Below are 25,565 nucleotides of genomic sequence, written 5' to 3'. Positions count from 1 at the left end.
CGGTCCGTGATCGCGACACGCCGGAAGCGCATCGGTCCCGCCGCTCTCGCCTGTCTGCTGACGCTCACCCTGAGCGGCTGCGGGCTCTCGACGGAGCTGGAGCGCGAGCGCAACCCCGCACGGGAACCCACCCCTGCCCCCACACGGACCCACGCCGCCCAGCCGTCCGACCCCGCGGTCTCCGAGACGTCACCCGTCCCGGCAGGGCCGGAGGCGTCACCCGCCGTCCCGGTGCAGCAGGACCGCGGCTGCCCGCCGTCCGGCCTGCGCATCGGCACCGGCCCCGTCGACGCGGCCATGGGGTTGCGCGCCATGACCATCACGCTCACCAACTGCGGCAAGAAGCCTTACGAGTTGAAGGGGTACCCGTCCATCCGGGTCCTCGGCGCGGAGGGCGCCCCGATCCCCGGCGTGCGGACCGTGGAGGGTACCGACCAGGTGGCCATGGCCCCCGAGGACCCCGGCCCCGAGGCACTCACACTCGGTCCCGGCGAGAGCGCGCGGGCGGGCCTGTACTGGCGGATGGCCGCGGAGGACGGCACCTATCTGCGGGTCGCCCCGGCCGCGGGGCGCAGCACCACGACCGTACGCCTGCCGGACCCCCTCGACATCGGCCCGGAGAACACCCTGGGCACGACGGCCTGGGCACCGGCCGCCTAGCGGGACGAGCCGCCCGGCACCGCTCACGGCACCCGCGCGGTCCACTCCGGGGCGCCGAACTTCGAGCGGGCCAGCTCCTGCGCCCGAGCCAGCTCCTCCGGCGTCACCTTGCCGTCCACCAGCCCGTACCGTCCGCGGAACGAGTCGATCATCCGCTCGATGACCGCCTCGCGCCCCAGTCCCGTCTGCCGCCGCAGCGGGTCGACCCGCTTCTTCGCGCTCTTCGTCCCCTTGTCGGAGAGCTTCTCCCGCCCGATGCGCAGCACTTCGAGCATCTTGTCGGCGTCGATGTCGTACGACATGGTCACGTGGTGCAGCACCGCGCCCGGCCCCCCGCCGGGCCCGACCACCCGCTTCTGCGCGGCGCCCGCGATCTTCCCCTGATCCGTCGCGATGTCGTTCAACGGCTGGTACCAGGCCTTGATCCCCATGTCACCGAGCGCGCCCAGCACCCAGTCGTCGAGATAGGCGTAGCTGTCCTGGAACGACAGACCCTGGACCAGGGCCTCCGGCACCGAGAGCGAGTACGTGATGGTGTTGCCCGGCTCCACGAACATCGCGCCGCCGCCGGAGATGCGGCGGACCACCTCGATGCCGTGCCGGGCGGCACCGGCCGGGTCGACCTCGTTGCGCAGGGACTGGAAACTGCCGATGATCACCGACGGGGCGCCCCACTCCCACACCCGCAGCGTCGGCGCTCGCCGGCCCGCGGCCACCTCCGTGGTCAGCACCTCGTCCAGTGCCATGTGCAGGGCCGGGGACTGCGGCCCGTCGTGGATCAACTGCCAGTCGTAGTCCGTCCAGTCGGCGGCGTGCGCCAGCGCCCGGCGCACCGCGATCCCGATGCCCTCCGATGTCAGGCCGTACATGACCGTGCCCTCGGGCAGCGCGGCGTCGATGCGGGCGGCGAGACCCGCCGCGTCGGTGTCGGCCGGCGCACCCTCCAGAGCATGATTGACGGCGTCCAGCGCCTCGTCCGGTTCGAGGAAGAAGTCGCCCGCCACGCGCGCGTGGCGCAGCACCGCGCCCTCGACGTCCAGATCCACCACGACGAGCTTGCCGCCGGGGACCTTGTACTCACCGTGCACCGATCCGCCTCCGTTCAGTTCCACGAGGAGCAACGACGGCCGGGTGCGAATGATTCCGATCATTCCGGGTTCTTCCGGACCGGCGGACCCGGTCCGTGGGACGTCCCGGAAGGCGTCCGTCCGCTCAGGGCGGCCCACCCTGCCGTCCGGGCCGCGGCAAGTGCCATAGTCGGGGGCGAGGTTGATCGCTCGGCACAGCGAGGTGGCAGGCATGTTCACGACCCGACCGACGCTCCAGGGCACCTTCGGCATGGTGTCCTCGACCCACTGGCTCGCCTCGCAGTCCGCGATGGCCGTCCTGGAGGACGGCGGCAACGCGTACGACGCCGCCGTCGCCGCGGGCTTCGTCCTGCACGTCGTCGAACCCCACCTCAACGGACCCGCGGGCGAGGTCCCGATCATCCTCGCCCCCGCCGGCGGCGAGGTACGGGTGCTGTGCGGGCAGGGCGTCGCGCCCGCGGGAGCGACGGTCGCCCACTACAGAGGGCTCGGTCTGGACCTCGTCCCCGGCACCGGGCCGCTCGCCGCCGCCGTGCCGGGCGCCTTCGACGCCTGGATGCTCCTGCTGCGCGACCACGGCACCAAGCCGCTCGCCGACGTCCTCGCGTACGCCATCGGATACGCCGAGGACGGTCACGCGCCCGTGGAACGCGTCGGCGAGACCGTCGAGACGGTGCGCGAACTGTTCGAGACGGAGTGGACGACCTCGGCCGAGGTGTACCTGCCGGACGGCAGGGCGCCCCGCCCCGGCGAGCTGTTCCGCAACCCCGCGCTCGCCGCGACCTGGCGCCGGCTCCTCGCCGAGGTCTCCGAGGAGACCGGCCGGGTGGAACAGATCGAGGCCGCGCGCCGGGTCTGGCGCTCCGGCTTCATCGCCGAGGCCCTGGTGCGCCAGGCCCGCCGCCCCACCCTGGACACCAGCGGCGAGCGCCACACCGGCACCCTGACGGCCGCGGACCTCGCGGGCTGGTCCGCCGGCTACGAACCGCCCGCGACCTACGACTGGCGCGGCTGGACGCTGTGCAAGGCGGGCCCCTGGAGCCAGGGCCCGGTCCTGCTGCAGCAGCTGGCCCTGCTGCCGCCCGAACTGCCCGCGTACGGCTCCGCCGAGTACGTCCACCTGCTCGTCGAGGGCTGCAAGCTCGCCATGGCCGACCGGGAGGCCTGGTACGGGGACGCCGGCGACGTACCGCTCGACGAGCTGCTCTCCGAGTCGTACAACGCCGAGCGGCGGGCGCTCGTCGGCGACAAGGCGTCGTACGAGCTGCGTCCCGGCAGCCCAGGAGGGCGTGTCCCGCGGCTGAGCCGGCACGCGCGCGTGCCCGCTTCGTGGGAACCCGGCTTCGACGCGCTCGCGGCGCCCGGCGCGGGCGAACCCACCGTGGCACGGCCGGCCCGCACGGCCCCGGAACCCGAGGTCGCGGCCGACGGCGGCACCCGGGGCGACACCTGCCACCTCGACGTCGTCGACCGCTGGGGCAACATGGTCGCCGCCACACCCAGCGGCGGCTGGCTCCAGTCGAACCCCGTCGTGCCCGAACTGGGCTTCCCGCTCGGCACGCGGCTCCAGATGACCTGGCTGGAGGAGGGACTGCCCAACTCCCTCACGCCGGGCCGCCGTCCCCGCACCACGCTCACCCCGTCGCTCGCCCTGCGTGACGGCGTCCCGGTCATGGCGTTCGGCACACCGGGCGGAGACCAGCAGGACCAGTGGCAGACGCACTTCTTCCTGGCCGTGGCGCTGCGTCCCGCCGTACGCGGCGGCCTCGACCTCCAAGGCGCGATCGACGCCCCGAACTGGCACAACGACAGCTTCCCCGGCTCCTTCTACCCGCGAGGCATGCATCCCGGCAGCCTTACGGTCGAGTCCCGCACGGACGAGGCCGTCGTCGAGGAGCTGCGGCGCCGTGGGCACGACGTCCAGGTCGGCGAGGCGTGGTCGGAGGGACGTCTGTGCGCGGTCGCGAGGGACCCCGCGACGGGCGTGCTGTCGGCCGCCGCGAATCCGCGCGGGATGCAGGGGTACGCGGTCGGACGCTGAGGACGGGGCCCTCGGAGTTCATCCGGATTCCACCCGGAGTGCACCCGGCATGCGGGGATTGTCAGCGGCGCGTGCTCTCATGGAGTCATGATCGAAGACATCGAAACCATCGACGAGTTTCTCGCCCGGCGCAGCTCCGACGTCGAAGAAGCGGTCCGCGAGGCGGCGGCGGCCGAGATCATGCCCCGCTTCCGGCAGCTCGGAGCACACGAGATCGACCAGAAGTCCGGCCCGCACGACCTGGTGACGGACGCCGACCGCAAGGCCGAGCGGTATCTGACCGGTGTCCTCACCGCACTGCTGCCCGGCTCGGTCGTCGTCGGCGAGGAAGCGGTGCACGCCGACCCCGCCACCTACGAGGCGATACAGGGCTCCGCGCCGGTCTGGATCGTCGACCCCGTCGACGGCACCCGGCAGTTCGTGCACGGCGATCCCGGCTTCTGCACGCTCGTCGCGCTCGCCCGGGACGGAGTCGTGCTCGCCTCCTGGACGTACGCCCCCGCGCGCGACGAGTTCGCCGTCGCGATACGCGGACGGGGAGCCTTCCTCGACGGCGTGCCCCTGCGCTCCGGCTCGCCGGTGCCCGGCCGCGACCTGGACGTCGCCCACTCCCACCCGGACTACACCACCGACGAACAGAAGCGCGCGCTGCTCGGCCTGCGCGCCGAGGGAGTCGTCCCGCGCCCCTGCGGCTCGGCCGGCCTTGAGTATCTGGCCCTGGCACGGGGGGAGTTGGATGCGGTCGCGTTCTCCTGGGAGGCGGCGTGGGATCACGCCGCGGGCCTGCTCCTCGTCGAGGAGGCGGGTGGCGCCCACCTGACCCTCGCGGGCGAGCCGTTCCGCGTGACGGGGGGCAACGCGCTGCCGTTCACCGCGGCCAGGGACGAGGCCACGGCCCGCCGCGTGGTGGCCCTGCTGTCGGCGTGAGCCGACCCGACGCCGGGCCCGGCGCCTCCCGGCCGGAGCGCCCCGCCCCGATCGGCGGCGAGCTCGGCCTTCCGGGGTGACTCCGGGGCCTGCGTGGCCGCCGCCCCGCCCTCTTCGGTCCCGGTGAGCTCGACCGGCTGGGACGACCCCTGGCCGCGACCCCGGCTCTGGCTGCCGGTGAGGTCGGCCGGCCGGGGCGACACCGAGCCCGCCGGCGACGGGCTCGGCCGCGGGTGACTCCGGGGCCCGCCCGGCGGTCGGCCCGTTCGCCGGCGTAGATGTGCTCGGCCCGCCCGGTCGACACCGAGGCCTGCTGCAGCCCGGTCGGCGTCCGCCCTCCCGGAGCGGGGCCCGGCCCCGAGCCCCTGCCGGGGCGCAGTCCCCGGCGTCCGCCGCCGCCCCGGCCCCGGTGAGGGCACCACTGCCCGTGCGGATTCCGGGGTGCACGGCCGTCCCGAACCCGATGGGGGAGGGTACCCCTCGAAAAGACGCGGCCCTGCCCCGGACGCACCCAGGTTCCGCCGGGCCCGGTCCGGGCGCTGGGCCGAGCGCGACCGGGACAGGGAGCCGACGGCGCCGGGACCAGGGCACTGCCGGGCGGGCCCGGGGAGCTCGCCGGTGCCTCCGCCGAACCCCCGGGGGCGTGGGCCGCCCCGCGCACGTCGGGAGCTGTCCCCTTCCCAACCCCCCGCGCCGCCAAGGCTGTCGGTCCTGCGGCATATCCTGATCCCCAGTGGCCATCGGCTGACAAAGGAGTCCGAAGGTGCCGTCGATGCTCGATGCCGTCGTGGTGGGTGCGGGACCGAACGGACTGACCGCTGCCGTGGAGCTGGCCCGCCGCGGCTTCTCCGTGGCCGTCTTCGAGGCCCGGGACACCGTGGGCGGGGGAGCGCGGACCGAAGAGCTGACCCTGCCCGGCTTCCGCCACGATCCGTGCTCGGCGGCGCACCCGCTGGGCATCAGTTCGCCCGCGTTCCGAGCGATGCCCCTGGAGCGGTACGGCCTGGAGTGGCTGCACGCCGAGCTGCCCATGGCGCACCCCTTCACGGACGGCACGGCGGCGGTGCTGTCGCGGTCCGTCGCCGAGACGGCCGCGTCGTTCGGCCCGCGCGACGCCGGGGCGTACCGCCGGCTGGTCGCGCCCTTCCTCACCAAGTGGGACACGCTGGCCCACGACTTCATGTCGCTGCCGCTGACCGCGCTGCCCCGGGACCCGGTCACCCTCGCCCGGTTCGGCCTCACGGGGCTGCCGCCGTCGACCTGGCTGATGCGCCGCTTCCGCGACGAGCGGGCCCAGGCACTGTTCGCGGGCCTCGTCGCCCATGTGATCGCCCCGCTCGGCGGCTTCGCCACCGGTGCCGTCGGCCTCGTCTTCGCGCTGGCCGCGCACGCCCGGGGCTGGCCGGTCGCGCGCGGCGGCTCGCAGTCCATCTCCGACGCGCTCGCCGCGTACCTCAAGGACCTCGGCGGCACCGTCCACACCGACTACGAGGTCAAGCGCCTCGACGACCTGCCGCCCGCCCGCGCGTACGTCTTCGACACCTCGCCCACCGCCCTGGCCCGCATCGCGGGGCTCGGCCGGTTCTACGAGCACTACCGGTACGGGGCGAGCGTTTTCAAGATCGACTACGCGCTGGACGGTCCCGTGCCCTGGACCGCGAAGGAAGCGCGCGCCGCCGGTACGGTGCAGGTCGGCGGCAGTCGTGCGGAGATCGCCGGCGCGCTGCACGCGGCCTCCCGAGAGGACCGGGCACCGGACACGCCTTTCCTGATCACCGTGCAGCCCGGCGTCGCCGACCCCACCCGCGCCCCCGAGGGCAAGCAGGTCTTCTGGGCGTACGGACACGTGCCGAACGGCTGGAGCGGTGACCTCACGGACGCGATCGAGCGGCAGCTGGAGCGTTTCGCGCCGGGCTTCCGCGACCGTGTGCTCGCCCGCGCGACAGCGGGCCCGCCGGAGCTTGCCGCTCGCAACGCGAACTACGTGGGCGGAGACATCGCCTGCGGCGCCGCCTCCGGGCTTCAGCTCCTGCTGCGCCCCAGACTGTCCCTGTTCCCTTACAGCACCCCCCACCCGGCCGTCTTCATCTGTTCGTCCGCCACCCCACCGGGCCCGGGCGTCCACGGCATGTCGGGGCACAACGCGGCGAAGGCCGTGTGGAGGAGACTCAGACAGGCATGACCGCGATCAAGCTGGTCCAGGGCGACATCACCCGGCAGAGCGTCGACGCCGTCGTCAACGCGGCGAACTCCTCGCTGCTCGGCGGCGGAGGCGTGGACGGAGCCATCCACCGCCGCGGCGGCCCCGCCATCCTCGAGGACTGCCGCAAACTGCGCGCCTCGCAGTACGGCAAGGGGCTGCCCACCGGCCGGGCCGTCGCCACCACCGCCGGCGAACTGGACGCGCGCTGGGTGATCCACACCGTGGGACCGGTGTACAGCCGCGAGGACGACCGCTCGGCGCTGCTCGCGTCCTGCTACCGCGAATCCCTGCGCGTCGCCGACGAACTCGGCGCGCGCACGGTCGCCTTCCCGGCCGTGTCCGCCGGCATCTACGGGTGGCCGATGGACGACGCCGCCAGGATCGCCGTGGAGACGGTCCGGGCCACCCCGACGGACGTCGAGGAGGTCACCTTCGTCCTCTTCGACGAGTCCGCCTACCAGGCCTTCGCCGCACAGGTCCCCTCCGGGGAGAAGTAGCCGCCGGGGGTCCGGCCGGCCGTGTCCCGGCCGGCCGCCACGGAAGGCGTCCCACCGCCGCCGGCCGCCGGCAGCTGAGGCGAGGGGCCGGTCACCTGGTGGAGGGGACGCGGGCGAGGGAGACGTCCGCGGCATGGACGTCGATCCTCACGGCACGTCCCCGTCGAGCAGCTCGCGCAGGGCCGCTCCCTCCTGCGGGCTCAGCCCGGTGACGAAGTGCCGGAGGGCGGCGATCGGATCGGGGCCGCGGTCGAGCGCCTCGTGCATGGCGTCGGCGGTCATCTCGGCCGCGTCCTTCGTGGGCCGGTAGGCGCCGCGCCGCCCGTCGACGTCGCGGTGCACCAACCCTTTGTCGTACAGGCGCTTGAGGATGGTGTGCACGGTGTTGTAGGCGAGACCGCCGCCGATCTCGCCCTGGATCTCGGCGGGCGTCAGGGCGTCCTCGGTGGCCCAGAGGGTGGCGAGCACCGCGCCCTCCAACTCGCCCGCGCCGCGCCGGTCCGCTCTGCCGTGGGGGCTCGTGCCAGCCATGGTCGCCACCTTACAGCGCGTAGGGGGAGCGGAGGCCGGTCCGGGTCTCGGGGGAGACGGGGGACCGGGGCGGGTGGAGGCGCTCGCCCCGGATGCCGTTCCCGGACTGCGAGGCCCTGGGGCGCGCGGTAATTTGTCCATGATTTCACGGATTTGGCCCCTGCCTTGTGTTGCGTAGGGCGAGGGAACCCTACAGCTTGTAGGGCTGAAGGGTGGACGATGGTCAGGACCGCGGACGTTCCGCTCGCCGGTGCCGAAGGGGCGGCCGGTCCGCCGTCGGGCCACCCGCCCGCTCGGCACTCCGGCGGACGGCGCGGGATCGCCCTGGTGGCCGCCGCCTTCACGCTGGCCCAACTGCTGCTGGTGGGGCCCGGCATGGGGCTCGGCTGGGACGAGACGGTCTACGTCAGCCAGGTCAGCGGGCACGCGCCGGCGGCGTTCTTCAGCGCACCCCGCGCCCGCGGCGTCCCCCTGCTCGTCGCCCCCGTCGCCTCCTGGTCGTCGTCCACGGCACTCCTGCGGGTGTGGCTGGCCCTGCTGTCGGGGCTCGGCCTCTTCGTGGCGCTGTGCGCCTGGCGGCATCTGTTCCCGGCGCGGCTGCTCGCCCTGGCCGGCGCCCTGTTCGCGACCCTGTGGGTGACCCTCTTCTACGGCCCGCAGGCCATGCCCAACTACTGGGTCGCCGTCGGAGCCCTGCTGTGCGTCGCCTGCTTCCTGCGGGCACGCGCCGTGCCACGGAACCGGGCGGCGCTGTGGGGTGTGGCGCTGGGCGCCGCGCTGATGGCATGGATGCGGCCCACCGACGCGGTCTGGGCGACCCTCCCGCTGCTCGTCCTCGCGGTGCCGGAGCTGCGCCGAGGACGGCCCTGGCTGCCCGTCGCGCTGGTCGCGGGCCTGGTTGCCGGCGCGGCCGAGTGGGTCGTCGAGGCGTACATCGGCTACGGCGGCCTCGGCCGGCGGCTCGCCGAGGGCTCCCGCATCCAGGGCGGCCTGGGCTGGAACATCGCCGTCGACGACCAGATGCGCAGTCTGGGCGGACGCATCCTGTGCCGCCCCTGCACCGGCGCGATGCCCGACACCGCCGTGCTGGTGTGGTGGTTCGCGCTGCTCCCGCTGGCCGCGGCAGGTCTCGTGGCCGCGGTCAGGGCCCGGCGCACGGCGCACACGCTGCTCCCGCTGGCCTGCGCCGCGACGGCCGCCTTCCCGTACCTGTTCATGATCGGCTACGCCGCCCCGCGCTTCCTGCTCCCCGCCTACGCGCTCCTCTCCCTCCCGGTCGCCGGCGCCCTCGTCCGTCTCGTCACCGTCGCGCACGGTCTGTGGCGCCCGGCGGCCGTGACCGCGGTCGTGCTCGGCCTCGCCGGCCATCTGGCGGTCCAGTACGCCGTGCTGGAGGACACCGTCCGCGACGCCACGGACTCCCGTCGCGACTGGGCCCGCGCCGCCGCCGACCTGCGCGAGCTCGGTGTACGGCCGCCCTGCGTCCTGACCGGCCGGGACGCCGTCCCGATCGCCTTCCGCGCCGGGTGCGCGTCCGTCGCGACCTCAGGGCACAACGCGAACACGACCGAGCAGGCCCTCGTGCGGACCGGACGGAGCCGGCCGGTCGCGGTGCTGACCTCCCGGCGCGGGCGACCGCCTGCGTTCGCCCGGACCTGGGAACACCACAGCGTCGGCGGCCTGCGCGCCTACCTCGCCCCCACCGGAGCGGGAGGCCGGGCCTCATGAGTTCTCCACCCGGCGCCGCCCCGACCGCCCTCGTCCGGCGGACGCCTTGGCAGGCCGGGGTCGCGCTGGCCGTCCTGCTCGGCGCCGGATGTCTGGCCTGGCGTCACCGGCCGGTGATCGAGACCGCGGCGGGCCGGATCGCCCACGCCGACCGCGGCTGGCTGCTCGTGGCGGCCGCGGCCACCCTGGCGACCTGGGCATGTTCGGCCCTCGCCCAACAGGGCGCCGTGGTCCGGCCGCTGCCCACCGGACGCCTGGTGGCGGTCCAGTTCGCGGCCTGCGCCGCCGGCCATCTGCTGCCCGCGGGACTGGGATCAGGGGCGGTCAATTTCCGCTTCCTGAACCGGTGCGGGCTGCCGATGCCCAGGTCGGCGACCGCGCTCGCGGTCAAGGCGACCGCCGGCGCCGTGGCCCGCGCCCTGCTGATCGCCGCGCTGGCGCCCGCCTGCCCCGGCGCCCTGCGCCTTCCCCATGTCCCGCCGACGGCATGGGCCGTGACCGCCGTGCTGCTCGCCACCGCCGTGATCGCGCTCTCGGGGCTCCTGCGGCGCGCGCTGCGGGCGGTGCTCGCCGACGTCCGCGCGGTGCACGAGATCCCCGGACGGGCGGCCGCGTTGTGGGGCGGCTCGCTGGCGTTCGCCGGGCTGCACGCGGCCGTCGTCGTCGCCGTGGCCCAGTCCGTCGGCCTTTCGCTGCCCCCGGCCGAGGTGGCCCTGGCCTACCTCGCCGCGAGCGGTGCCGCCGTCCTGCTGCCCACTCCCGGCGGCCTCGGCTCGCTGGACGCCGCCCTCGCCCTGGCGCTCGCTCTCGCGGGGGCGTCCGGCAGCGCGGCGGCCTCCACCGTCCTCGGCTACCGGCTGCTCACCACGTGGCTGCCCCTGCTCCCGGGCCTCATGGCGCTGGGCGTACTGGTGCGACGCCGGGTCCTGTGAGCCGTCGCGGACCGGGCCGGCCACGGGCGCGGTCGTCCGCGCGCGACCGCTCACGCGTGACGGGCGCGTACCGTCGGAGCATCGAGGCGCACCTCGGTGACTACAATCCCGTAGATGGTCTACTGGACTGTAGACGATGACGGGATGAGGATCGTGCCGATGAGCAGTGCGAAGGACGAACGCCGGCCGGCGGGCGAGCTCGAGGCCGGCGTGCTGGCCGCCCTCTGGGCCGCGGGCGCACCCCTGACGCCCGGGCGCGTCCAGGCGGAGCTGGACTCCGGCCTCGCCCGGACGACGGTGACCACGATCCTGTCCCGGCTGCACGAGAAGGGGATCGTCGGCCGTGAGCGCCAGGGCCGCGGCTACGCCTACTTCCCCGTCCAGGACCCGCACGGTCTGACCGCCCGGCGCATGCACACCGAACTGGACCGCGACGACGACCGGGGGACCGCCCTGGCCCGGTTCGTCGCCCAGCTCAGCCCCGACGACGAACGCCTCCTGCGCGATCTGCTGGAGTCCGACGACTTCCAGGGGACGGCCGAGCACGGTCCGACGGAGCCCGGCGGGGACGGCCTGCCGGAATCGGGTGGGCGATGACGACCCTGTTCTTCCTTCCGCTGTTCCTGCCCTTCGCGCTACCGCCGCTGGCCCGCCGCTGTCTCGACCGGCTCGCGCCGGTGACCGCGCTGTGGATGCTGACCTGCGCGGTCCTCGTGCTGGCCGGCGCGTCCGTGGCGGCGCTCGGCGCCCTCGTCCTCAACGGCCTGCTCGAGGTGCCGGTCCTCGCGAGCCTCGGCGAACTCGTCCATCCGCTGCGCACCGCGTCCGACCTGGTCGTCCTGCCCGCCGCCGCGGGCGCCACCGGCGTGCTCACCGTCGGAGCCTGGACCCTCGCCCGCTCCGCCGCGCGCCAGCTCCGTGCCTTCCGGGTGGCCCGGACCCAGGCCGACCGCCGCCCCGCCGCGGGCGACCTGTGCGTCATCGACTCACCGCACCCGGACGCCTACGCCCTGCCGGGCCGCCCGCACCGCATCGTCGTCACCACCGCGATGCTCCGCAGCCTCGCCCCCCGCGAACGCGAGGTGCTCTTCGCCCACGAACGCGCCCACAACAACTACGGTCACCACCGCTTCCTCCTCGCGGCCGAGCTCGCCGCGCACTGCCACCCAGGTCTGCGCCCGGTCCGTGCGGCCGTCGCACTCGCCGCGGAGCGCGCCGCCGACGAGGCCGCTGCCGCCGTGGTGGGGGACCGGAAGCTGACCGCGCGCGCCATCGCCCGTGCCGCGCTGGCCACGCAGGCGGCCCGCTCGGACCGCCCCGCTTTCGCCCCCGCGGTCACCACGGGGCCCGTGCCCCGGCGCGTCGCCGCCCTCCTCGCCGCTCCCCGGCGCCGCTCCCGCGCCGCCTCCTGGCCGGTCCTGCTCGTGCTCGCCTGCGCCTGCGTGTCGGCCGGCGCCTCGGCGGCCGGGGTGCTCGCCTTCCACCACCAGGTCGAGGTGGCTCAGGGCGAAGCGGCCCGCTGACCCCACCCGTGTCCCGCCCGGCGGGACGTCACTCGGCCGTGTCGCTGAGGCCGAGCGTCGTGGTCCGCGACGAGCTCGCGGCGATCCTGTCCGTCGTACGCCTCTCCCCCCGGCCGTCGTGCGCCTGCCCCGGGACGCCCACCGCCTGGTCGTCCAGAGCCTCGACCTCGCCGGTGCGTTCATCGCCGTCCTGGTCCTGTGGGACCTCCTCGGAGACCTGCCACTGCCGCTCGGCGTCGCAGGTCATGAGGGTTCCACCGCGCTGGTCGGACTAGACGGGCCACGGCTCCTGCGCGCGTCCGCGTGGCGAGAGGGGGTGGTCCGGGCGCCCGCAGGCAGGCCGACGTACATGTCGCTTTTTCGCCAGCCCCGCCCTCGCCGGTGCCCGATGCTGGAGACATGCGGAACGGAATGCACACCGACATCGAGCGCTGCGTGCGTGCCGTCCAGTCGAAGGACGCGCGTTTCGACGGATGGTTCTTCACCGCGGTGCTGACGACGCGGATCTACTGCCGGCCCAGCTGCCCGGCCGTACCGCCGAAGCCGCAGAACATGACCTTCTACCCGAGCGCCGCAGCCTGCCAGCAGGCCGGGTTCCGGGCCTGCAAGCGGTGCCGGCCCGACACCAGCCCCGGCTCTCCTGCGTGGAACCAGCGCGCCGACGTCGTCGCCCGCGCGGTGCGCCTGATCGGTGACGGCGTCGTCGACCGCGAGGGCGTACCCGGCCTCGCCGGCCGGCTCGGCTACAGCACCCGCCAGATCGAACGGCAGCTCCTCGCCGAGCTGGGCGCCGGACCCCTCGCCCTCGCGCGGGCCCAGCGCGCCCAGACCGCCCGGCTGCTCATCGAGACCACCCCCCTGCCGATGGCGGAGATCGCCTTCGCGGCAGGCTTCTCGTCGATCCGTACCTTCAACGACACCGTGCGTGAGGTCTTCGCGCTCTCCCCGAGCGAACTGCGCGCCCGCCGGCCGAAGAACGGCGTCGGCGCCACACCGGGCGTGCTCAGCCTCCGGCTGCCCTTCCGCGCCCCGCTCAACCCCGACAACCTCTTCGGCCACCTCGCCGCGACCGCCGTACCCGGCGTGGAGGAGTGGCGCGACGGGGCGTACCGGCGGACCCTGCGGCTCCCGTACGGACACGGGATCGCCGCGCTGACGCCGATGCCGGACCACATCGCGTGCCGGCTCACCCTCAGCGACCTGCGCGATCTGCCCGTCGCGATCAGCCGCTGCCGCCGCATGCTCGACCTCGACGCCGACCCGGTCGCCGTCGACGACCGGCTGCGCGCCGACCCGCTGCTCGCCCCGCTCGTCGACAAGGCGCCCGGCCGGCGGGTGCCGCGCACGGTCGACGAGGCGGAGTTCGCCGTACGCGCCGTGCTGGGCCAGCAGGTCTCCACTGCCGCCGCCCGCACCCACGCCGCCCGCCTGGTCACCGCGCACGGCGATCCCGTCGACGACGCGGAGGGCGGTCTCACCCATCTCTTCCCGACGCCCGATGCGCTCGCCGCCGTCGACCCCGAGTCGCTGGCCATGCCGCGCACCCGGCGGACCACCTTCACCACGCTGGTGACCCAACTCGCCGACAAGAGACTCCACTTGGGAGTCGAGAGCGACTGGGAGGAGAGCCGGGCCCGGCTGCTCGCCCTGCCGGGTTTCGGCCCCTGGACGGTCGACGTCATCGCGATGCGGGCGCTGGGCGACCCCGACGCGTTCCTGCCCACCGACCTCGGCATCCGCCGTGCCGCGCAGGAGCTCGGCCTGCCCTCCACGCCCGCGGCACTCACCGCTCGCGCGGCGGCCTGGCGGCCGTGGCGGGCGTACGCCGTCCAGTACCTGTGGGCGACGGACGGCCACCCGATCAACTTCCTCCCCGTGTGACCCCAGGATCAAGGACCAACGACCAAGGACCTTCCGCGACATGACAGCGAAACGGCACACAGTGCTCGACAGCCCGTACGGACCCCTGACCCTCGTCGCCACGGACGGTGTCCTGTCCCACCTCTACATGGTGGGCCAGCGCCATCGTCCGTCGGACGAGACCTTCGGCGACCGCGACGACTCGCTCTTCGACGAGGCGGCCGACCAGCTGGAGGCCTACTTCGAGGGAGAGTTGAAGGAGTTCACCCTCGAACTGAGCCTGCGGGGAACGCCGTTCCAGTGCAGCGTGTGGGACCAGCTGCGCCGCATCCCCTACGGCGAGACCCGTTCGTACGGCGACCTCGCCGACGCCCTCGGCAGTCCCGGTGCCTCTCGCGCGGTGGGCCTCGCCAACGGCAAGAACCCCATCGGCATCATCGTGCCGTGCCACCGTGTCGTCGGTGCCGACGGCAGCCTCACCGGATACGGCGGCGGCCTGGACCGCAAGAAGCGACTGCTCGACTTCGAGAGCGGAGGAGCCCTCTTCTGAGGCCTGACCCCGGGGTGTCTCGTCAGATCATCGGATCGTCGGTCCGGTCTGGCGTCGACTGATCGACGAGAACCTGGCGTGGGCGGTGTCGGTGGACGCCACGATCGTGCGGGCCCACCGACATGCGGCCGGGGCCCGCAAAGGGGGCCCCGGCCGGCCCGGCGGCCCTGGCCACCTGGTGTCCGGCCAGGAGAAACCGCAGCCGCCGACGGCGCCGGCCGTCCGTGGCACTCGTACGGCGCTCAGCCATGCGCGCCCCTCGTCAGGAACTCGTAGCCTTGGTTCATGGCGGAAGCCACATCCGACGGCGGGCCGGACAGCAGCCACAAAGAGAGTGACGCCTCCGGGCGAACCCCTTCCGGCGGCTCGGCGCACACAGCCCCCACGGCGGAGAACGGCGCCGGGGTGGTGGGCGTGCTCCGACAGCGACCACCCCGCGGCGGCGTCCGGTGCGGGAGCAACCGCCCGATCCGCGCCCACCACGCATCGGCCGACGACACACCGGACCGGCGATCCGATCATCCGAACGGAACGCCCTGGCTCCCCAGCCCCCGCAGCAGCTCGGGCAGCGCCGTGCCGATCGGTTCCCGTACGACCTCGTCGGCGAGGTCGTCGTACGGCGTCGGCTCGGCGTTGACGATGATCAGCCGTGCCCCGTGATCGGCGGCGACCCCCGCGAGCCCGGCGGCCGGCTGCACCTGGAGGCTGCTCCCGACCGCGATGAACACCTGACAGGCCTTGGTGATCGCGACCGCCTCGCCGAGGACGACCGGGTCGAGGCGCTCGCCGAACATGACGGTCGCCGACTTGAGGATGCCGCCGCACTCCAGGCACGGCGGATCGTCCTCGCCGGCCTCGACGCGCGCGAGAGCGTCCTCCATCGGCGCCCGCGCGTGGCACTCGGTGCACACCACGGCCCGCGCGGTGCCGTGCAGTTCGAGCACCTTGCGCGCCGGCATGCCCGCCAGCTGGTGCAGCCCGTCCACGTTCTGCGTGATCACCCGCACCGGTACCCCGGACCGCTCCAGCTCGGCCACCGCCCGGTGCGCCGCGTTCGGCTCGGCCTCCAGCGCCCGGTTCCCGCGCCGCATCTGCCACGAGCGGCGCCGGATCTCCGGATCACCCATGTAGTACTCGTAGGTGACGAGCTTCTCGGCCTCGGGATCCCGCCGCCACAGCCCCTGAGGACCGCGGTAGTCGGGGATTCCGGAGTCCGTGCTGATACCGGCGCCGCTCAGAATGGCGACGAGGGGCCTGTTCATGGGACCGAGGGTAGGTCGGGCCGGGGAGCGGGTCGAACGGATATCGCGGGCGGGCGAGCGTCCGGTCAGCCCACCCGGTGGCCGTTCTCCAGCTCCACCGTGCCCCCGCCGTCCGCCAGGACGTCGAGGGCGGCCAGGACCCGTCGGCCCAGGGCACCCGGCAGGTGGTCGGCCAGTTCCTCGCACGGCACCAGGCGCCAGGACAGCAGTTCCTCCTCCTGGAGGCGGATCGACTTGAGCGCGCTCTCGTCGAGGACGCCGCCGTCGTACAGATAGGCCACCAGCGGGGGCCGCGCCGTCCCGTGCACCCAGTCGACCGCGAGCAGCCGGCCCAGGCCGACGTCCAGTCCGATCTCCTCGGCGGTCTCCCGGCGCGCACCCTGCCGCGGGGTCTCCCCGTCGTCCGACTCGACGGTGCCGCCCGGCAGGGCCCAGCCCTCCCGGTAGTTCGGTTCGACGAGCAGCACCCGTCCCTCGGCGTCGCGGAACAGGGCGGCTGCCCCGGCGAGGATGCGGGGCAGACCCGCGATGTACGTGGCGAAGTCCGGAGTGGTCATGCCCGAAGGGTAACCAGCCTGCGCCGCCGGCCCCCGGACTCACCTGCGCGAAGTGCGGGCTCAGTCACGTGAGTTCGGGCACCGGCCCGGGGGCTCAGGGGTTCAGGAACCGTTCCCGGCCTCGGCGACAGCGACCGTGCGGGACGCGAGCTCACTGATCCGCACCCCGTCGAAGCCGAACACCGCACTGCGCACGGTGTCCTCCAGAGGGTCCTTCCACTGCTCCGGGACCGCGTCCGCCCCGCACAGGACCCCGGCGACCGAGCCCGCCGTCGCGCCGTTCGAGTCGGTGTCCAGGCCGCCGCGGACGGTCAGTGTGATGGTGCGGGTGAAGTCCCCGTCGCCGTAGAGCAGCCCCGCCGTGAGGACCGCGGCGTTCGGGACGGTGTGGATCCAGCCGAGGCCCGCGGTCTCCTCGGCGACCGTGCTGAGCGTGTCCTCCCAGGTCATCCGGGTCTCGTGGAGCGTCAGCACCCGGCGCACCGTGCGGGCGAGGCGGCTGCTCGCGGGGATCACCGTCAGCGCCGTGTCCAGTGCGTGCCGCACGGTCGGTGCCGTGAACGCCGCCGAGACCAGCGCGGCCGCCCACATCGCCCCGTACACGCCGTTGCCCGTGTGCGACAGGACGGCGTCCCGGCGGGCCAGGGAGGCCGCGCGGCGCGGCAGGCCCGGGCAGGTCCAGCCGTAGACGTCGGCGCGGATGAGTGCCCCGATCCACTCCTGGTACGGATTGTCGTAGGTGGCCGTCAGCGGCGGTTTCAGCCCGTTCGCGAGATTGCGGTACGCGGCGCGCTCCGCCGTGAACGTCTGCAGATACGGCAGCCGCAGCAGCCACAGGTCGCCCACCTGCTCGGTGCTGAAGGAGAACCCGTGGGTCTCCAGCAGGTCCAGCCCGAGGATCGCGTAGTCCACGTCGTCGTCACGGCAGCTGCCGTGGATACGGCCGCGCACGCACTGCCGCCACTCCGGGCGCAGCGCGAACTCCTCGCCGGTGCCGTCATCGGCCGGCTCGGGGAGGTAGTCGGTGAGCGGCAGGGCCGCGGCCTGCCGCAGATAGCGGTCGATGCGATCCCGCGTCCAGTGGTCGCCCTGCTCGACCGGCTTGCCGAGCATGTTGCCCGCGATCCGGCCCAGCCAGCCCCCGAGGACGCGGTCCGCGAGCTCAGTGCCCACAGGGGTCATAGCTCCGGTTTACCCAATTACGGGCGGCCACGCGCGGTGTTCGGCGAGGCTGGTGCCTCCGGGCGCCGGACGGCTCCGTCGCGTCGCCCGTCCCGGGCCGCCCGACGCCGCCGGGTGCCGGACCCCTCGCGGCGTGGACCGGGCCGTACGCCGTGATCCACGGATCGGACCGTCGCGGTCCACGGAGCGGGACGGTTCCGGCAGGTGGGCGGGGCATGACGGCGGGGGCTTCCTCCGGTTAAGGTCGCAGCGGCGCGACTGCCTTGACGTGAGCAAGGCCCGGAAAGCAAGGGGAATGCAAGGTGGCGGACGCTGCAGTGAATCGGACCCCGCGTGTGCTCATCGCCGCGGACAAGTTCAAGGGATCGCTGACGGCCGTGCAGGTCGCGGAACGGGTGACGGCCGGACTGCGCCGGGTCGCGCCGCGCGCCGAGGTCGAGGCGCTGCCCGTGGCCGACGGAGGCGACGGGACCGTGGACGCGGCGGTCGCGGCCGGGTTCGAGCGGCGTGAGCTGCGTGTCGCGGGGCCGCTCGGCGACGAGGTGACCGCGGCCTACGCGCTGCGCGGAGACACCGCGGTGGTCGAGATGGCCGAGGCGAGCGGGCTGCAGCGGTTGCCCGCCGGGGTCTTCGCGCCGCTCACCGCGTCGACGTACGGCTCGGGCGAGCTGCTGCGCGCCGCGCTGGACGCCGGTGCGCGCACCCTCGTGTTCGGCGTCGGGGGCAGCGCCACGACGGACGGCGGCGCGGGCATGCTGGCCGCGCTGGGAGCGCGCTTCCTGGACGCGGACGGCGAGCCGGTCGCACCCGGCGGTGCGGCGCTGCGCGACGTGGCGAGCGCGGACCTCTCCGCGCTGGACGCCCGGCTGTCCTCGGTCGACTTCGTGCTCGCCAGTGACGTGGACAACCCGCTGACGGGTCCCAAGGGCGCCCCGGCCGTCTACGGCCCCCAGAAGGGCGCGAGCCCCGACGACGTGGCCGCCCTCGACGCCGCGCTCGCCCACTTCGCCACGGTCCTGGAGCAGGCGATCGGTGCCCGGGCCGCCGAGTACGCGGCCGCACCCGGCGCCGGTGCGGCGGGCGGCATCGGGTACGGGGCGCTCGTCCTCGGGGCCCGCTTCCGCCCCGGCATCGAGGTCATGCTCGACGTCCTCGGCTTCGCACCGGCCCTCGACCGCGCCGACCTCGTCGTCACCGGTGAGGGCTCGCTCGACGAACAGACCCTGCACGGCAAGGCCCCGGCAGGCGTCGCCGCCGCCGCACGCGCGGCGGGCAAGGAGGTCGTCGCGGTCTGCGGGCGCCTCGCCCTTCCCCCCGAGGCGCTCGGACAGGCCGGCATCAGGCGGGCGTACCCGCTGACGGAGGTCGAGCCCGACGTCGCGAAGTGCATCGCGGACGCCGGTCCCATCCTGGAACGGGTCGCGGAGAACATCGGGCGGGACTTCCTCGGCTGAGACGCCGTGCCCGGCCGCGGCCGGGGGGTGACCTCTCCGAGACGGCGGGGCCCCCACCACCCGGGCAGTGCTCCCTGGGTACGGGCGCGGCCGGAGGGGCGGGATCCGTGGTGCGGGGGCGGCGCTCGCCCCGGCCGGAGGGCTCCGTGCCGCCTCAGGCCGCCGCCCCGCCCCCGGCCAGCCGGTACGCGTCCAGCGCCAGCGTCATCTCGATCAGGTCCCGGGGCCGGGCCAGGGACCTCGACGTCAGCTGTTCCAGCCGCCGCAGCCGGTTGAAGACCGTGTTGCGGTGGCAGTACAGCTGCCCTGCCGCACGGCCCGCGGAGCCTTCGCAGGCCAGCCACACGTCGAGCGTCTCCAGCAGCACCGCCCGGTCCGCCGGGTCCAGCGTCAGCAGCTCGCCGAACACGTCCGACACGAGCTGCCCCGCCAGCTCCGGCTGGCTCACCACCAGCGCCGTCGGCATCCGCCGGTCGAGGCGTACGACATGTGTCGCGTCCGGCGGACAGGTGCGTAACGCCAGCTCGGCCATCCGCCGCGCCCGGCCCAGCTCGGCGAGGCCCGACACCACCGGACTGATGCCGCCCGGCCCCGCACGGCGTCCGTCCAGCAGCTGCGCCACGGCGTCCAGGCCCTGCCCCGGGCCCAGCGCGACCACACCTACCTCGCAGTCCGTCCGCATCCGCCAGATGAAACGCAGCCCCGCTCCCCGCATGGGCCGGGGGAACGCGTCCCGTCCGTCGCGGCGGTCGGGCCGCAGCACCACCACGGCGTACGGCCCCTGCTCCGGCAGGTCGAGCCCCGCGGCGGCCCGCGCCGCCAGCCCGGGTGCCTCCTTGCCTTCGAGCAGGGCGTCGAGCAGGGCCTGCAACTGCTCGTCGGTGCGGCGCCGCAGCTCCTTCTCGGTCGCGAGGTAGGCCTCGGAGGCGATGGCGGCCTGCGCGTCCACGGCCGCCCACACCATCGTCGCGGACCGCATCAGCACCGCGAGCCGTTCCGGTTCCCGGCCGGCAGCACCCTCCAGCAGGGCGTCCCACACGAGATAGCCCGCGGCACGGTAGGCGTGGACCAGGAGTTCCAGAGGAAGTCCCTGCTGGGCGCGGCGGCGCCCCGCGTCCTCGGCGTGCTCCAGATCGCGGCGCGGGGAGTCCCGCGGTGCCGAGATCGTCTGGATGCCGATACGCATCGCCGTCTCCGCCTCCTGCCACTGCTGGTCGTACGGCAGCACCTGCCCGTAGACCGGTGAGTGCTCGGCGAGCTGACGCAGGTGCTCGTCGACGAGCTCGGGCAGTCGCTCCAGCAGCGCCGTACAGGACTCCCCGAGCAGTTTCCAGTCATGACCGGTCCGCGGTCTGCGCCGTCCCATGGCCGGAGGATGCCACTGCGGCACCCTGCCGGACAGGCCCCTGACACGCGGTGTTGTGCGCGCGCACAACCGGCCGACGTCACCTCTGGGCTCCCGCCGCGTTTCGTCCGCACCCCGTGGACGGGCGTCCCCGCCGGTGCTGAGGTGAGCGCCACACCGAGCGAGGAAAGGGAGGTGCCATGGGCGGATCCGCTCTGCTCGTGCGGGATCTGTCGGTCGGATACGGCCCCGTGCGCGCGTTGCGCCAGGTGTCGCTGGAGGTGCCCGAAGGCGCCGTGGTGGCGGTTCTCGGCAGCAACGGCGCGGGAAAGTCGACGCTGCTGCGGGCGGTGTGCCGGACCCTCTCCTTCCACGGGGGAGCGGTGACCGGCGGCACGGTCTCGCTGGGCGGGCGCCCATTGGACCGGCTGCCCCCGGAACGCGTGGTCGCCGCCGGCGTGTCCCAAGTCCCGGAGGGGCGACGGGTGTTCGCCCGGATGACGGTCGCGGACAATCTGCGTGCCGGCGCGCTCGGCGGCTCGGGCGGCCGGGCGGAGCGGGCCCGCGCCCTGCGCCGTGTGCACGACCTCTTCCCCGTCCTCGCCGACCGGGCCCAGCAGCGGGCGGGACTGCTCTCGGGCGGCGAACAGCAGATGCTCGCGGTCGGCCGGGCCCTCATGGGCTCCCCGAAGGTGCTGCTCCTCGACGAGCCGTCGCTCGGGCTCGCCCCGCTGATGGCCGCGCGGATCGCGGACACCGTGCGGGAGATCAACGAACAGGGCACCTCCGTCCTGCTCGTCGAGCAGAACGCCGCGCTCGCCCTGCGGCTGGCCTCCCGCGCCTACGTCCTGGAGGTGGGGGAGGTGACCCTCTCCGGCCCCGCGGACACGCTCGCCGCCTCCGACGAGGTGCGCCGCCGCTATCTGGGCGTGACCGACGAGGACGCGGCGGCCGACGTGTCCCGAGCGGGCGGCCTGCCGGCCCTGTCCCGCTGGAAGGGGTGAACAGCACCAGTGGAAACACCTGAAACAGCCGCAACACCCGGCCCCGCCAAGGACCGGCCCTCCTCCGACGTCGCCGTGCCGGGCGACGCGGCCGAAGCTCCCGCACCCGTGCACGGCACGATCGCCGACGTCCCCCCGCTGCACGTCAGGGACGTCACCGTCCGGTTCGCCGGGCTGACCGCGCTGGACGCGGTCGGCTTCACGGTGCGGCCCGGGACGGTGCACGCCCTCATCGGTCCCAACGGCGCCGGGAAGTCCACGTGCTTCAACGTGCTCTCCGGTGTCTGCCGGCCCGCGTCCGGCAGCGTCCGCTTCGGCGACCACGAGCTCACCGGTCTGCCGCCCCACCGCATCGCGGAACTGGGCGTGGCCCGGATCTTCCAGAATCTCGCCCTGCCGCCGCACGCCACCGTCGAGGACTCCCTGCTGCTCGGCCGCCACCGGCTGACCCGCACCGGTTTCCTCGCCGCCGGGCTGCGGCTGCCCGCGGCGGCGCGCGAGGAACGGCGACACCGCGAACGTGTCCGCGAGATCGCCGCGTTCGTGGGCCTGGAGGACTGCCTCGACCGGCGCGCCGGATCACTGCCGTACGGGCAGCAGAAGCTCGCCGAACTCGCCCGGGCGCTGTGCATGGAGCCCCGGATCCTGCTCCTGGACGAACCCGTCGCCGGGATGACCGCCGACGAACGGCGCCGCACCGCCGCGGTCGTCGCGGGGGTCCGCGACAGCCTCGGCATCTCGATCCTGTTGGTGGAACACGACATGGGGGTGGTGATGCGGCTCGCGGACGCGGTGACCGTACTCGACTTCGGGCGCCGGATCGCCGACGGCGCACCCGACGACGTACAGAACGATCCGGCGGTGGTGCGCGCCTATCTGGGCGAGCGCGCCGACGAGGAGGAGAGCACCTCATGAGCACCTTCGCCGAACTCCTGCTCAACGGCATTTCGCTGGGCTCCGTCTACGCACTCATCGCCCTCGGCTTCGTCGTCATCTTCCGGGCCACCGAGGTCGTGAACTTCGCCCACGCCTCGCTGCTCCTCGCCGGCGGATACGTCACCGCGACCCTCCACGACGACATCGGCTTCTGGCCGGCTCTCCTCGTCGGCATCGCCGGCGCCGCGGCGGTGGGGGCCGCCGTGGAGTTCCTGGTGATGCGTCGTTACCGGGGCTCCGACCACAGCGTCCTCGCCATCGTCACGATCGGCGTCGACATCCTGCTCACCACCGAGCTGACCCGGCGCATCGGCACGGACGTGCTGGCGCTCGGCGACCCGTGGGGCGACTCCGTGCTCACCGTCGGGCCGGTCTCGCTCGCCCACACACGGATCGCCGCGTTCGTCGCCGCCGCCCTCCTCATCACCGCCTTCCTGCTGGTCTTCCGGTACACGTCCTGGGGCGTGGCGATGCGTGCGGCGGCGGAGAGCCCGGAGACCGCGGCGCTGATGGGTGTGCGGCTGGGCCGGGTGTCGCTCGGCGCGTGGGCGGTGGCCGGGGGACTCGCCGCCGTCGCCGCGCTGTTCCTGACCGTCTTCCCCACTCCGGGACTGGAACGGGCCACCTCCCTCGCCGCGCTGAAGGCGTTCCCCGCGGCGATCCTCGGCGGCCTCGACTCGACGACGGGCGCGCTGGTCGGCGGGCTGCTCGTCGGCATCACCGAGTCCCTCGCCACCGGCTACCAGAGCGACCTCACCTTCCTCGGACGCGGCCTCGGCGACCTCGCGCCCTACCTGGTCATGGTCGCGATCCTGCTCATCCGGCCCGCCGGGCTGTTCGGCACCAAGGAGCTCGCCCGTGTCTGACGTCCTCGCCCGTGACGAGGCGACCGGCACCACCCGGCCCGCCCGTCTCCGCACCCTCCGGCTGCCCGGTGTCCGGACCTGGGTCCGGGTGGCCGGTGCGGTCCTGCTGCTGGCGCTGCCCTTCTACCTCGACCGCTTCTGGCTCCAGGCCGGGCTGTTCGCGATGGCCGCGGCCATCGGCGCGATCGGCCTCAATCTCCTCACCGGCGCGACCGGGCAGCTCTCCATGGGGCATGCCTTCTTCCTCGCGGTCGGCGCCTACGGCTACTGCGTGTTCGCCGCCGACGGGGGCGACGGGCTGACCGGACTGGGACTGCCGAGCTGGCTGGCGGCGGTGCTGGCCGTACTGGTCGCGGGTGTCGCCGGAGGCCTGTTCAGCCCGATCGCGGGCCGGCTGCGCGGCGCCTACCTCGGCATCGCCACACTGGCGCTGATCTTCATCGGCCAGCACGTGCTGTTCAACGCGCGTGACCTGACGGGCGGCTTCAACGGGCGCGACGTACCCCCGCTCAGCCTGTTCGGCCTCACCTTCGACGACCGGGAGGTCGTCGTCGCCGCCGTGCCGTTCGGCTCCGCCGAGAAGCTCTGGTACGCGGGGCTGGTGCTGCTGCTGGGCTGCGCCCTCTTCGCCCGCGGGGTGCTGCGCGGCCGGCCCGGCCGCGCCATGAACGCGATCCGCGACCACCGGATCGCCGCCGGGGTGATGGGGGTGCCGGTCGCCCGCTACCGCGCCGCCGTCTTCGTCCTGTCGTCGATGTACGCGGGTCTGGCGGGGGTCCTGCTCGCCCTGGTCTTCCAGCGGACCGTGCCCGACTACTTCGGGATCACGCTCTCGCTCGACTACCTCGCCATGATCGTCATCGGCGGGCTCGGATCGGTGGCCGGGGCGGTGGTCGGGGCCGTCTTCGTCTCGCTGCTGCCGCAGCTGCTGACCCGCTACAGCGATGCGCTGCCCCTGGTCTCGGATCCCGGGACGGGCGGAATCGCACCGGGTGAGGCAGCCCGGTACCTGTACGGCGCCGCCGTCGTGGCGGTGGTGCTCTTCCTGCCGGGCGGCCTGGTCAGGCTGGCCGCCCGGCGCCGCGTCAGTCCCGGTTCAGGGGCCACTCCAGGGGAGGAACGATGAGAACGACACATACGGCCAGGGTGGCCGCCGGGGCGCTGGCGGCACTGCTCGTGCTGGCCGGCTGCAGCTCCAAGGCCAAGGACGACGACGGAGACAAGCAGTCGGCGGGCGGCGTGAAGACCGGTGACGGCATCTCCGGGAAGACGATCTCGCTCGGGGTGCTCACCGACATGACCGGGGTGTACGCGACCCTCGGCAAGAGCGTCACCCAGGCCCAGCAGCTCTATGTGAAGCAGGTGAACGCGAGCGGCGGGGTCTGCGGCTACAAGCTCTCCCTCACGGTCCGCGACCACGGGTACGACCCGCAGAAGGCCGTCTCCGGGTACACCGAACTGGCGCCCAAGGTGCTCGGCTTCACGCAGTTCATCGGCTCGCCGTTCGTCGCCGCGGTCAAGCAGCGCATCGACGGACAGGACAAGGGGCTGGTCCTGCCACAGGCCTGGTCCGCCCACCTGCTCGGCAGCCCGTACATCCGCGTCATCGGCTCCACGTACGACATCGAGACCATCAACGCCATCGACTTCCTGATGAAGGAGAAGGGCCTCAAGAAGGGCGACAAGATCGGCCACGTGTACTTCGAGGGCGACTACGGCGAGAACGCGCTGGCCGGCTCGAAGTACATGGCGAAGAAGGCGGGGCTCCAGGTCGTCGAGCAGAAGATCAAACCGACGGACAACGACATGACCGCTCAGGTCGCGGCGCTGAAGCAGGCGAAGGTGAAGGCCATCGTGATCAGCGCCGGACCGCGGCAGGCGGCCTCCCTGGTCGGTGTCGCGGCGGCCGGCAAGTTCCCCGTGCCGATCATCGGCAACAACTCGGCCTTCGCCCCGCAGCTGCTCGCCACCCAGGCGGGTCCCGCCCTGACGGCGAACTACTACGTGGCCTCGCCGTCGCTGCCGATCGGGGCCGACACCCCCCAGGCCAAGAAGCTGGTCGCGGACTACAAGGCCGCCTATCCGAAGGACTCCCTCGACAACGGCGTGGTGGCCGGCTGGACCGCCGCCGCCGCGTTCGGCGAGGCCCTGAAGAAGGCCTGTGCGGCCAAGGACCTCACCCGTGAGGGCGTCGACAAGGCCCTGCTGACCATCAACGCCTTCGACCCGGGCTTCGGCATCACGCAGGACTTCAGCGACCCGAAGTCCGCGTCCTCCAAGCAGAGCGTGATCCTGCGGCCGGACAAGAGCGCGGTGGGCGGCATGAAGGTGGTCCGCGAGGCCGAGGCCTCGTCCGCGGCGGAGGGCTACACGCCCGGCTCGTGACACCCCGCCCCACGCAAGCGAAGGGCCCCGAACC

22 protein-coding genes and 2 pseudogenes are annotated in these 25,565 nt (G+C 74.0%); 18 read left to right on the top strand and 6 right to left on the bottom strand.

The window, feature by feature from the left end:
- The first annotated feature begins 6 nt into the window (after positions 1 to 6).
- Positions 7 to 660 carry a DUF4232 domain-containing protein gene (locus ACZ4IF_RS09200; RefSeq protein ID WP_467560984.1) on the top strand — a complete coding sequence of 218 codons (654 nt, stop codon included), beginning with the start codon at positions 7 to 9 and terminating at the stop codon, positions 658 to 660.
- A 23-nt stretch (positions 661 to 683) separates the two neighbouring features.
- On the opposite strand, the gene ACZ4IF_RS09195 is transcribed toward ACZ4IF_RS09200, so the two are convergent.
- Positions 684 to 1,748, bottom strand: coding sequence for a lipoate--protein ligase family protein (locus ACZ4IF_RS09195; protein WP_467561142.1), 1,065 nt, complete (start codon positions 1,746 to 1,748; stop codon positions 684 to 686).
- Between the two features lie 211 nt (positions 1,749 to 1,959).
- Here ACZ4IF_RS09195 and ACZ4IF_RS09190 point away from each other — a divergent pair, with 211 nt between their 5' ends.
- From ACZ4IF_RS09190 to ACZ4IF_RS09175, 4 genes are all read left to right on the top strand, one after another.
- A complete protein-coding gene (locus tag ACZ4IF_RS09190; RefSeq protein ID WP_467560982.1) occupies positions 1,960 to 3,789 on the top strand; it encodes a gamma-glutamyltransferase family protein in 1,830 nt (609 codons plus the stop codon).
- A gap of 87 nt (positions 3,790 to 3,876) precedes the next feature.
- Entirely contained in the window at positions 3,877 to 4,716 is an 840-nt protein-coding gene (locus tag ACZ4IF_RS09185; RefSeq protein ID WP_467560980.1) for an inositol monophosphatase family protein, read from the top strand.
- Positions 4,717 to 5,488: 772 nt separating this feature from the next.
- Positions 5,489 to 6,898 carry a phytoene desaturase family protein gene (locus ACZ4IF_RS09180; protein ID WP_467560978.1) on the top strand — a complete coding sequence of 470 codons (1,410 nt, stop codon included), beginning with the start codon at positions 5,489 to 5,491 and terminating at the stop codon, positions 6,896 to 6,898.
- The gene (locus ACZ4IF_RS09175; protein WP_359495116.1) at positions 6,895 to 7,416 is read left to right on the top strand and encodes an O-acetyl-ADP-ribose deacetylase; all 522 of its coding nucleotides are present in this window, start codon (positions 6,895 to 6,897) and stop codon (positions 7,414 to 7,416) included. Before ACZ4IF_RS09180 ends, ACZ4IF_RS09175 begins: the two co-directional genes overlap by 4 nt.
- 147 nt (positions 7,417 to 7,563) lie before the next feature.
- Here the strand turns inward: ACZ4IF_RS09175 and ACZ4IF_RS09170 are convergent, their stop codons facing one another.
- A complete protein-coding gene (locus ACZ4IF_RS09170; RefSeq protein ID WP_467560976.1) occupies positions 7,564 to 7,947 on the bottom strand; it encodes a BlaI/MecI/CopY family transcriptional regulator in 384 nt (127 codons plus the stop codon).
- Positions 7,948 to 8,166: 219 nt separating this feature from the next.
- On the opposite strand from ACZ4IF_RS09170, the gene ACZ4IF_RS09165 reads away from it, so the two are divergent.
- The 7 genes and pseudogenes from ACZ4IF_RS09165 (at position 8,167) to ACZ4IF_RS09135 (ending at position 14,540) form a co-directional block, all read left to right on the top strand.
- Positions 8,167 to 9,675 (top strand): hypothetical protein, encoded by a 1,509-nt coding sequence (locus tag ACZ4IF_RS09165; protein ID WP_467560974.1) that lies wholly within the window; start codon positions 8,167 to 8,169, stop codon positions 9,673 to 9,675.
- Positions 9,672 to 10,607, top strand: coding sequence for a lysylphosphatidylglycerol synthase domain-containing protein (locus tag ACZ4IF_RS09160; protein WP_467560972.1), 936 nt, complete (start codon positions 9,672 to 9,674; stop codon positions 10,605 to 10,607). The genes ACZ4IF_RS09165 and ACZ4IF_RS09160 overlap by 4 nt, the downstream gene beginning before the upstream one ends.
- A gap of 159 nt (positions 10,608 to 10,766) precedes the next feature.
- Positions 10,767 to 11,132, top strand: a pseudogene (locus ACZ4IF_RS09155) (BlaI/MecI/CopY family transcriptional regulator); the annotation flags it as partial.
- Between the two features lie 68 nt (positions 11,133 to 11,200).
- Positions 11,201 to 12,130, top strand: a complete 930-nt coding sequence (locus tag ACZ4IF_RS09150; RefSeq protein ID WP_467560970.1) for a M48 family metalloprotease — start codon at positions 11,201 to 11,203, stop codon at positions 12,128 to 12,130.
- 20 nt (positions 12,131 to 12,150) lie between these two features.
- A pseudogene (locus tag ACZ4IF_RS09145) lies at positions 12,151 to 12,440 on the top strand (heavy metal translocating P-type ATPase); the annotation flags it as partial.
- Positions 12,441 to 12,541: 101 nt separating this feature from the next.
- Entirely contained in the window at positions 12,542 to 14,011 is a 1,470-nt protein-coding gene (locus ACZ4IF_RS09140) for an AlkA N-terminal domain-containing protein (protein WP_467561140.1), read from the top strand.
- A gap of 40 nt (positions 14,012 to 14,051) precedes the next feature.
- Positions 14,052 to 14,540, top strand: a complete 489-nt coding sequence (locus tag ACZ4IF_RS09135; RefSeq protein WP_467560968.1) for a methylated-DNA--[protein]-cysteine S-methyltransferase — start codon at positions 14,052 to 14,054, stop codon at positions 14,538 to 14,540.
- Between the two features lie 518 nt (positions 14,541 to 15,058).
- Here the strand turns inward: ACZ4IF_RS09135 and ACZ4IF_RS09130 are convergent.
- The 3 genes from ACZ4IF_RS09130 to ACZ4IF_RS09120 all read right to left on the bottom strand — a co-directional run bounded on the left by ACZ4IF_RS09130 (position 15,059) and on the right by ACZ4IF_RS09120 (position 17,541).
- Positions 15,059 to 15,802: an SIR2 family NAD-dependent protein deacylase gene (locus ACZ4IF_RS09130; RefSeq protein ID WP_467560966.1), complete on the bottom strand. Its 744-nt coding sequence runs from the start codon at positions 15,800 to 15,802 to the stop codon at positions 15,059 to 15,061.
- A 65-nt stretch (positions 15,803 to 15,867) separates the two neighbouring features.
- Complete coding sequence (locus ACZ4IF_RS09125; protein WP_467560964.1) at positions 15,868 to 16,359, bottom strand: NUDIX domain-containing protein; 492 nt, start codon at positions 16,357 to 16,359, stop codon at positions 15,868 to 15,870.
- A gap of 102 nt (positions 16,360 to 16,461) precedes the next feature.
- The gene (locus tag ACZ4IF_RS09120; protein ID WP_467560962.1) at positions 16,462 to 17,541 is read right to left on the bottom strand and encodes an ADP-ribosylglycohydrolase family protein; all 1,080 of its coding nucleotides are present in this window, start codon (positions 17,539 to 17,541) and stop codon (positions 16,462 to 16,464) included.
- 302 nt (positions 17,542 to 17,843) lie between these two features.
- On the opposite strand from ACZ4IF_RS09120, the gene ACZ4IF_RS09115 reads away from it, so the two are divergent.
- The gene (locus ACZ4IF_RS09115; RefSeq protein ID WP_467560960.1) at positions 17,844 to 18,995 is read left to right on the top strand and encodes a glycerate kinase; all 1,152 of its coding nucleotides are present in this window, start codon (positions 17,844 to 17,846) and stop codon (positions 18,993 to 18,995) included.
- A 154-nt stretch (positions 18,996 to 19,149) separates the two neighbouring features.
- Here the strand turns inward: ACZ4IF_RS09115 and ACZ4IF_RS09110 are convergent, their stop codons facing one another.
- On the bottom strand, positions 19,150 to 20,361 hold the full coding sequence (locus tag ACZ4IF_RS09110) for a PucR family transcriptional regulator (RefSeq protein ID WP_467560958.1): 1,212 nt from the start codon (positions 20,359 to 20,361) through the stop codon (positions 19,150 to 19,152).
- 179 nt (positions 20,362 to 20,540) lie between these two features.
- On the opposite strand from ACZ4IF_RS09110, the gene ACZ4IF_RS09105 reads away from it, so the two are divergent.
- The 5 genes from ACZ4IF_RS09105 to ACZ4IF_RS09085 all read left to right on the top strand — a co-directional run bounded on the left by ACZ4IF_RS09105 (position 20,541) and on the right by ACZ4IF_RS09085 (position 25,531).
- A complete protein-coding gene (locus tag ACZ4IF_RS09105; RefSeq protein ID WP_095937573.1) occupies positions 20,541 to 21,344 on the top strand; it encodes an ABC transporter ATP-binding protein in 804 nt (267 codons plus the stop codon).
- A 108-nt stretch (positions 21,345 to 21,452) separates the two neighbouring features.
- Positions 21,453 to 22,259, top strand: coding sequence for an ABC transporter ATP-binding protein (locus tag ACZ4IF_RS09100; protein WP_467561138.1), 807 nt, complete (start codon positions 21,453 to 21,455; stop codon positions 22,257 to 22,259).
- Positions 22,256 to 23,146 (top strand): branched-chain amino acid ABC transporter permease, encoded by an 891-nt coding sequence (locus ACZ4IF_RS09095; RefSeq protein WP_467560956.1) that lies wholly within the window; start codon positions 22,256 to 22,258, stop codon positions 23,144 to 23,146. Before ACZ4IF_RS09100 ends, ACZ4IF_RS09095 begins: the two co-directional genes overlap by 4 nt.
- Complete coding sequence (locus ACZ4IF_RS09090; protein ID WP_467560954.1) at positions 23,139 to 24,272, top strand: branched-chain amino acid ABC transporter permease; 1,134 nt, start codon at positions 23,139 to 23,141, stop codon at positions 24,270 to 24,272. The genes ACZ4IF_RS09095 and ACZ4IF_RS09090 overlap by 8 nt, the downstream gene beginning before the upstream one ends.
- Positions 24,269 to 25,531 carry an ABC transporter substrate-binding protein gene (locus ACZ4IF_RS09085; protein WP_467560952.1) on the top strand — a complete coding sequence of 421 codons (1,263 nt, stop codon included), beginning with the start codon at positions 24,269 to 24,271 and terminating at the stop codon, positions 25,529 to 25,531. Before ACZ4IF_RS09090 ends, ACZ4IF_RS09085 begins: the two co-directional genes overlap by 4 nt.
- Positions 25,532 to 25,565 lie beyond the last annotated feature (34 nt).

This window comes from Streptomyces sp. NPDC025784, from assembly GCF_055558435.1.
The sequence above is the reverse complement of the archived record's forward strand: the minus strand, read 5'-3'. Positions and strand labels throughout refer to the sequence as shown.

Excerpts from the sequence above, each read along its gene's own strand:
- ACZ4IF_RS09190 (WP_467560982.1), top strand. The coding sequence starts at position 1,960 with ATGTTCACGACCCGACCGACGCTCCAGGGCACCTTCGGCATGGTGTCC.
- ACZ4IF_RS09185 (WP_467560980.1), top strand. The coding sequence starts at position 3,877 with ATGATCGAAGACATCGAAACCATCGACGAGTTTCTCGCCCGGCGCAGC.
- ACZ4IF_RS09180 (WP_467560978.1), top strand. The coding sequence starts at position 5,489 with ATGCTCGATGCCGTCGTGGTGGGTGCGGGACCGAACGGACTGACCGCT.
- ACZ4IF_RS09175 (WP_359495116.1), top strand. The coding sequence starts at position 6,895 with ATGACCGCGATCAAGCTGGTCCAGGGCGACATCACCCGGCAGAGCGTC.
- ACZ4IF_RS09170 (WP_467560976.1), bottom strand. The coding sequence starts at position 7,947 with ATGGCTGGCACGAGCCCCCACGGCAGAGCGGACCGGCGCGGCGCGGGC.
- ACZ4IF_RS09165 (WP_467560974.1), top strand. The coding sequence starts at position 8,167 with ATGGTCAGGACCGCGGACGTTCCGCTCGCCGGTGCCGAAGGGGCGGCC.
- ACZ4IF_RS09160 (WP_467560972.1), top strand. The coding sequence starts at position 9,672 with ATGAGTTCTCCACCCGGCGCCGCCCCGACCGCCCTCGTCCGGCGGACG.
- ACZ4IF_RS09150 (WP_467560970.1), top strand. The coding sequence starts at position 11,201 with ATGACGACCCTGTTCTTCCTTCCGCTGTTCCTGCCCTTCGCGCTACCG.
- ACZ4IF_RS09140 (WP_467561140.1), top strand. The coding sequence starts at position 12,542 with ATGCACACCGACATCGAGCGCTGCGTGCGTGCCGTCCAGTCGAAGGAC.
- ACZ4IF_RS09135 (WP_467560968.1), top strand. The coding sequence starts at position 14,052 with ATGACAGCGAAACGGCACACAGTGCTCGACAGCCCGTACGGACCCCTG.
- ACZ4IF_RS09130 (WP_467560966.1), bottom strand. The coding sequence starts at position 15,802 with ATGAACAGGCCCCTCGTCGCCATTCTGAGCGGCGCCGGTATCAGCACG.
- ACZ4IF_RS09125 (WP_467560964.1), bottom strand. The coding sequence starts at position 16,359 with ATGACCACTCCGGACTTCGCCACGTACATCGCGGGTCTGCCCCGCATC.
- ACZ4IF_RS09120 (WP_467560962.1), bottom strand. The coding sequence starts at position 17,541 with ATGACCCCTGTGGGCACTGAGCTCGCGGACCGCGTCCTCGGGGGCTGG.
- ACZ4IF_RS09110 (WP_467560958.1), bottom strand. The coding sequence starts at position 20,361 with ATGGGACGGCGCAGACCGCGGACCGGTCATGACTGGAAACTGCTCGGG.
- ACZ4IF_RS09105 (WP_095937573.1), top strand. The coding sequence starts at position 20,541 with ATGGGCGGATCCGCTCTGCTCGTGCGGGATCTGTCGGTCGGATACGGC.
- ACZ4IF_RS09095 (WP_467560956.1), top strand. The coding sequence starts at position 22,256 with ATGAGCACCTTCGCCGAACTCCTGCTCAACGGCATTTCGCTGGGCTCC.
- ACZ4IF_RS09085 (WP_467560952.1), top strand. The coding sequence starts at position 24,269 with ATGAGAACGACACATACGGCCAGGGTGGCCGCCGGGGCGCTGGCGGCA.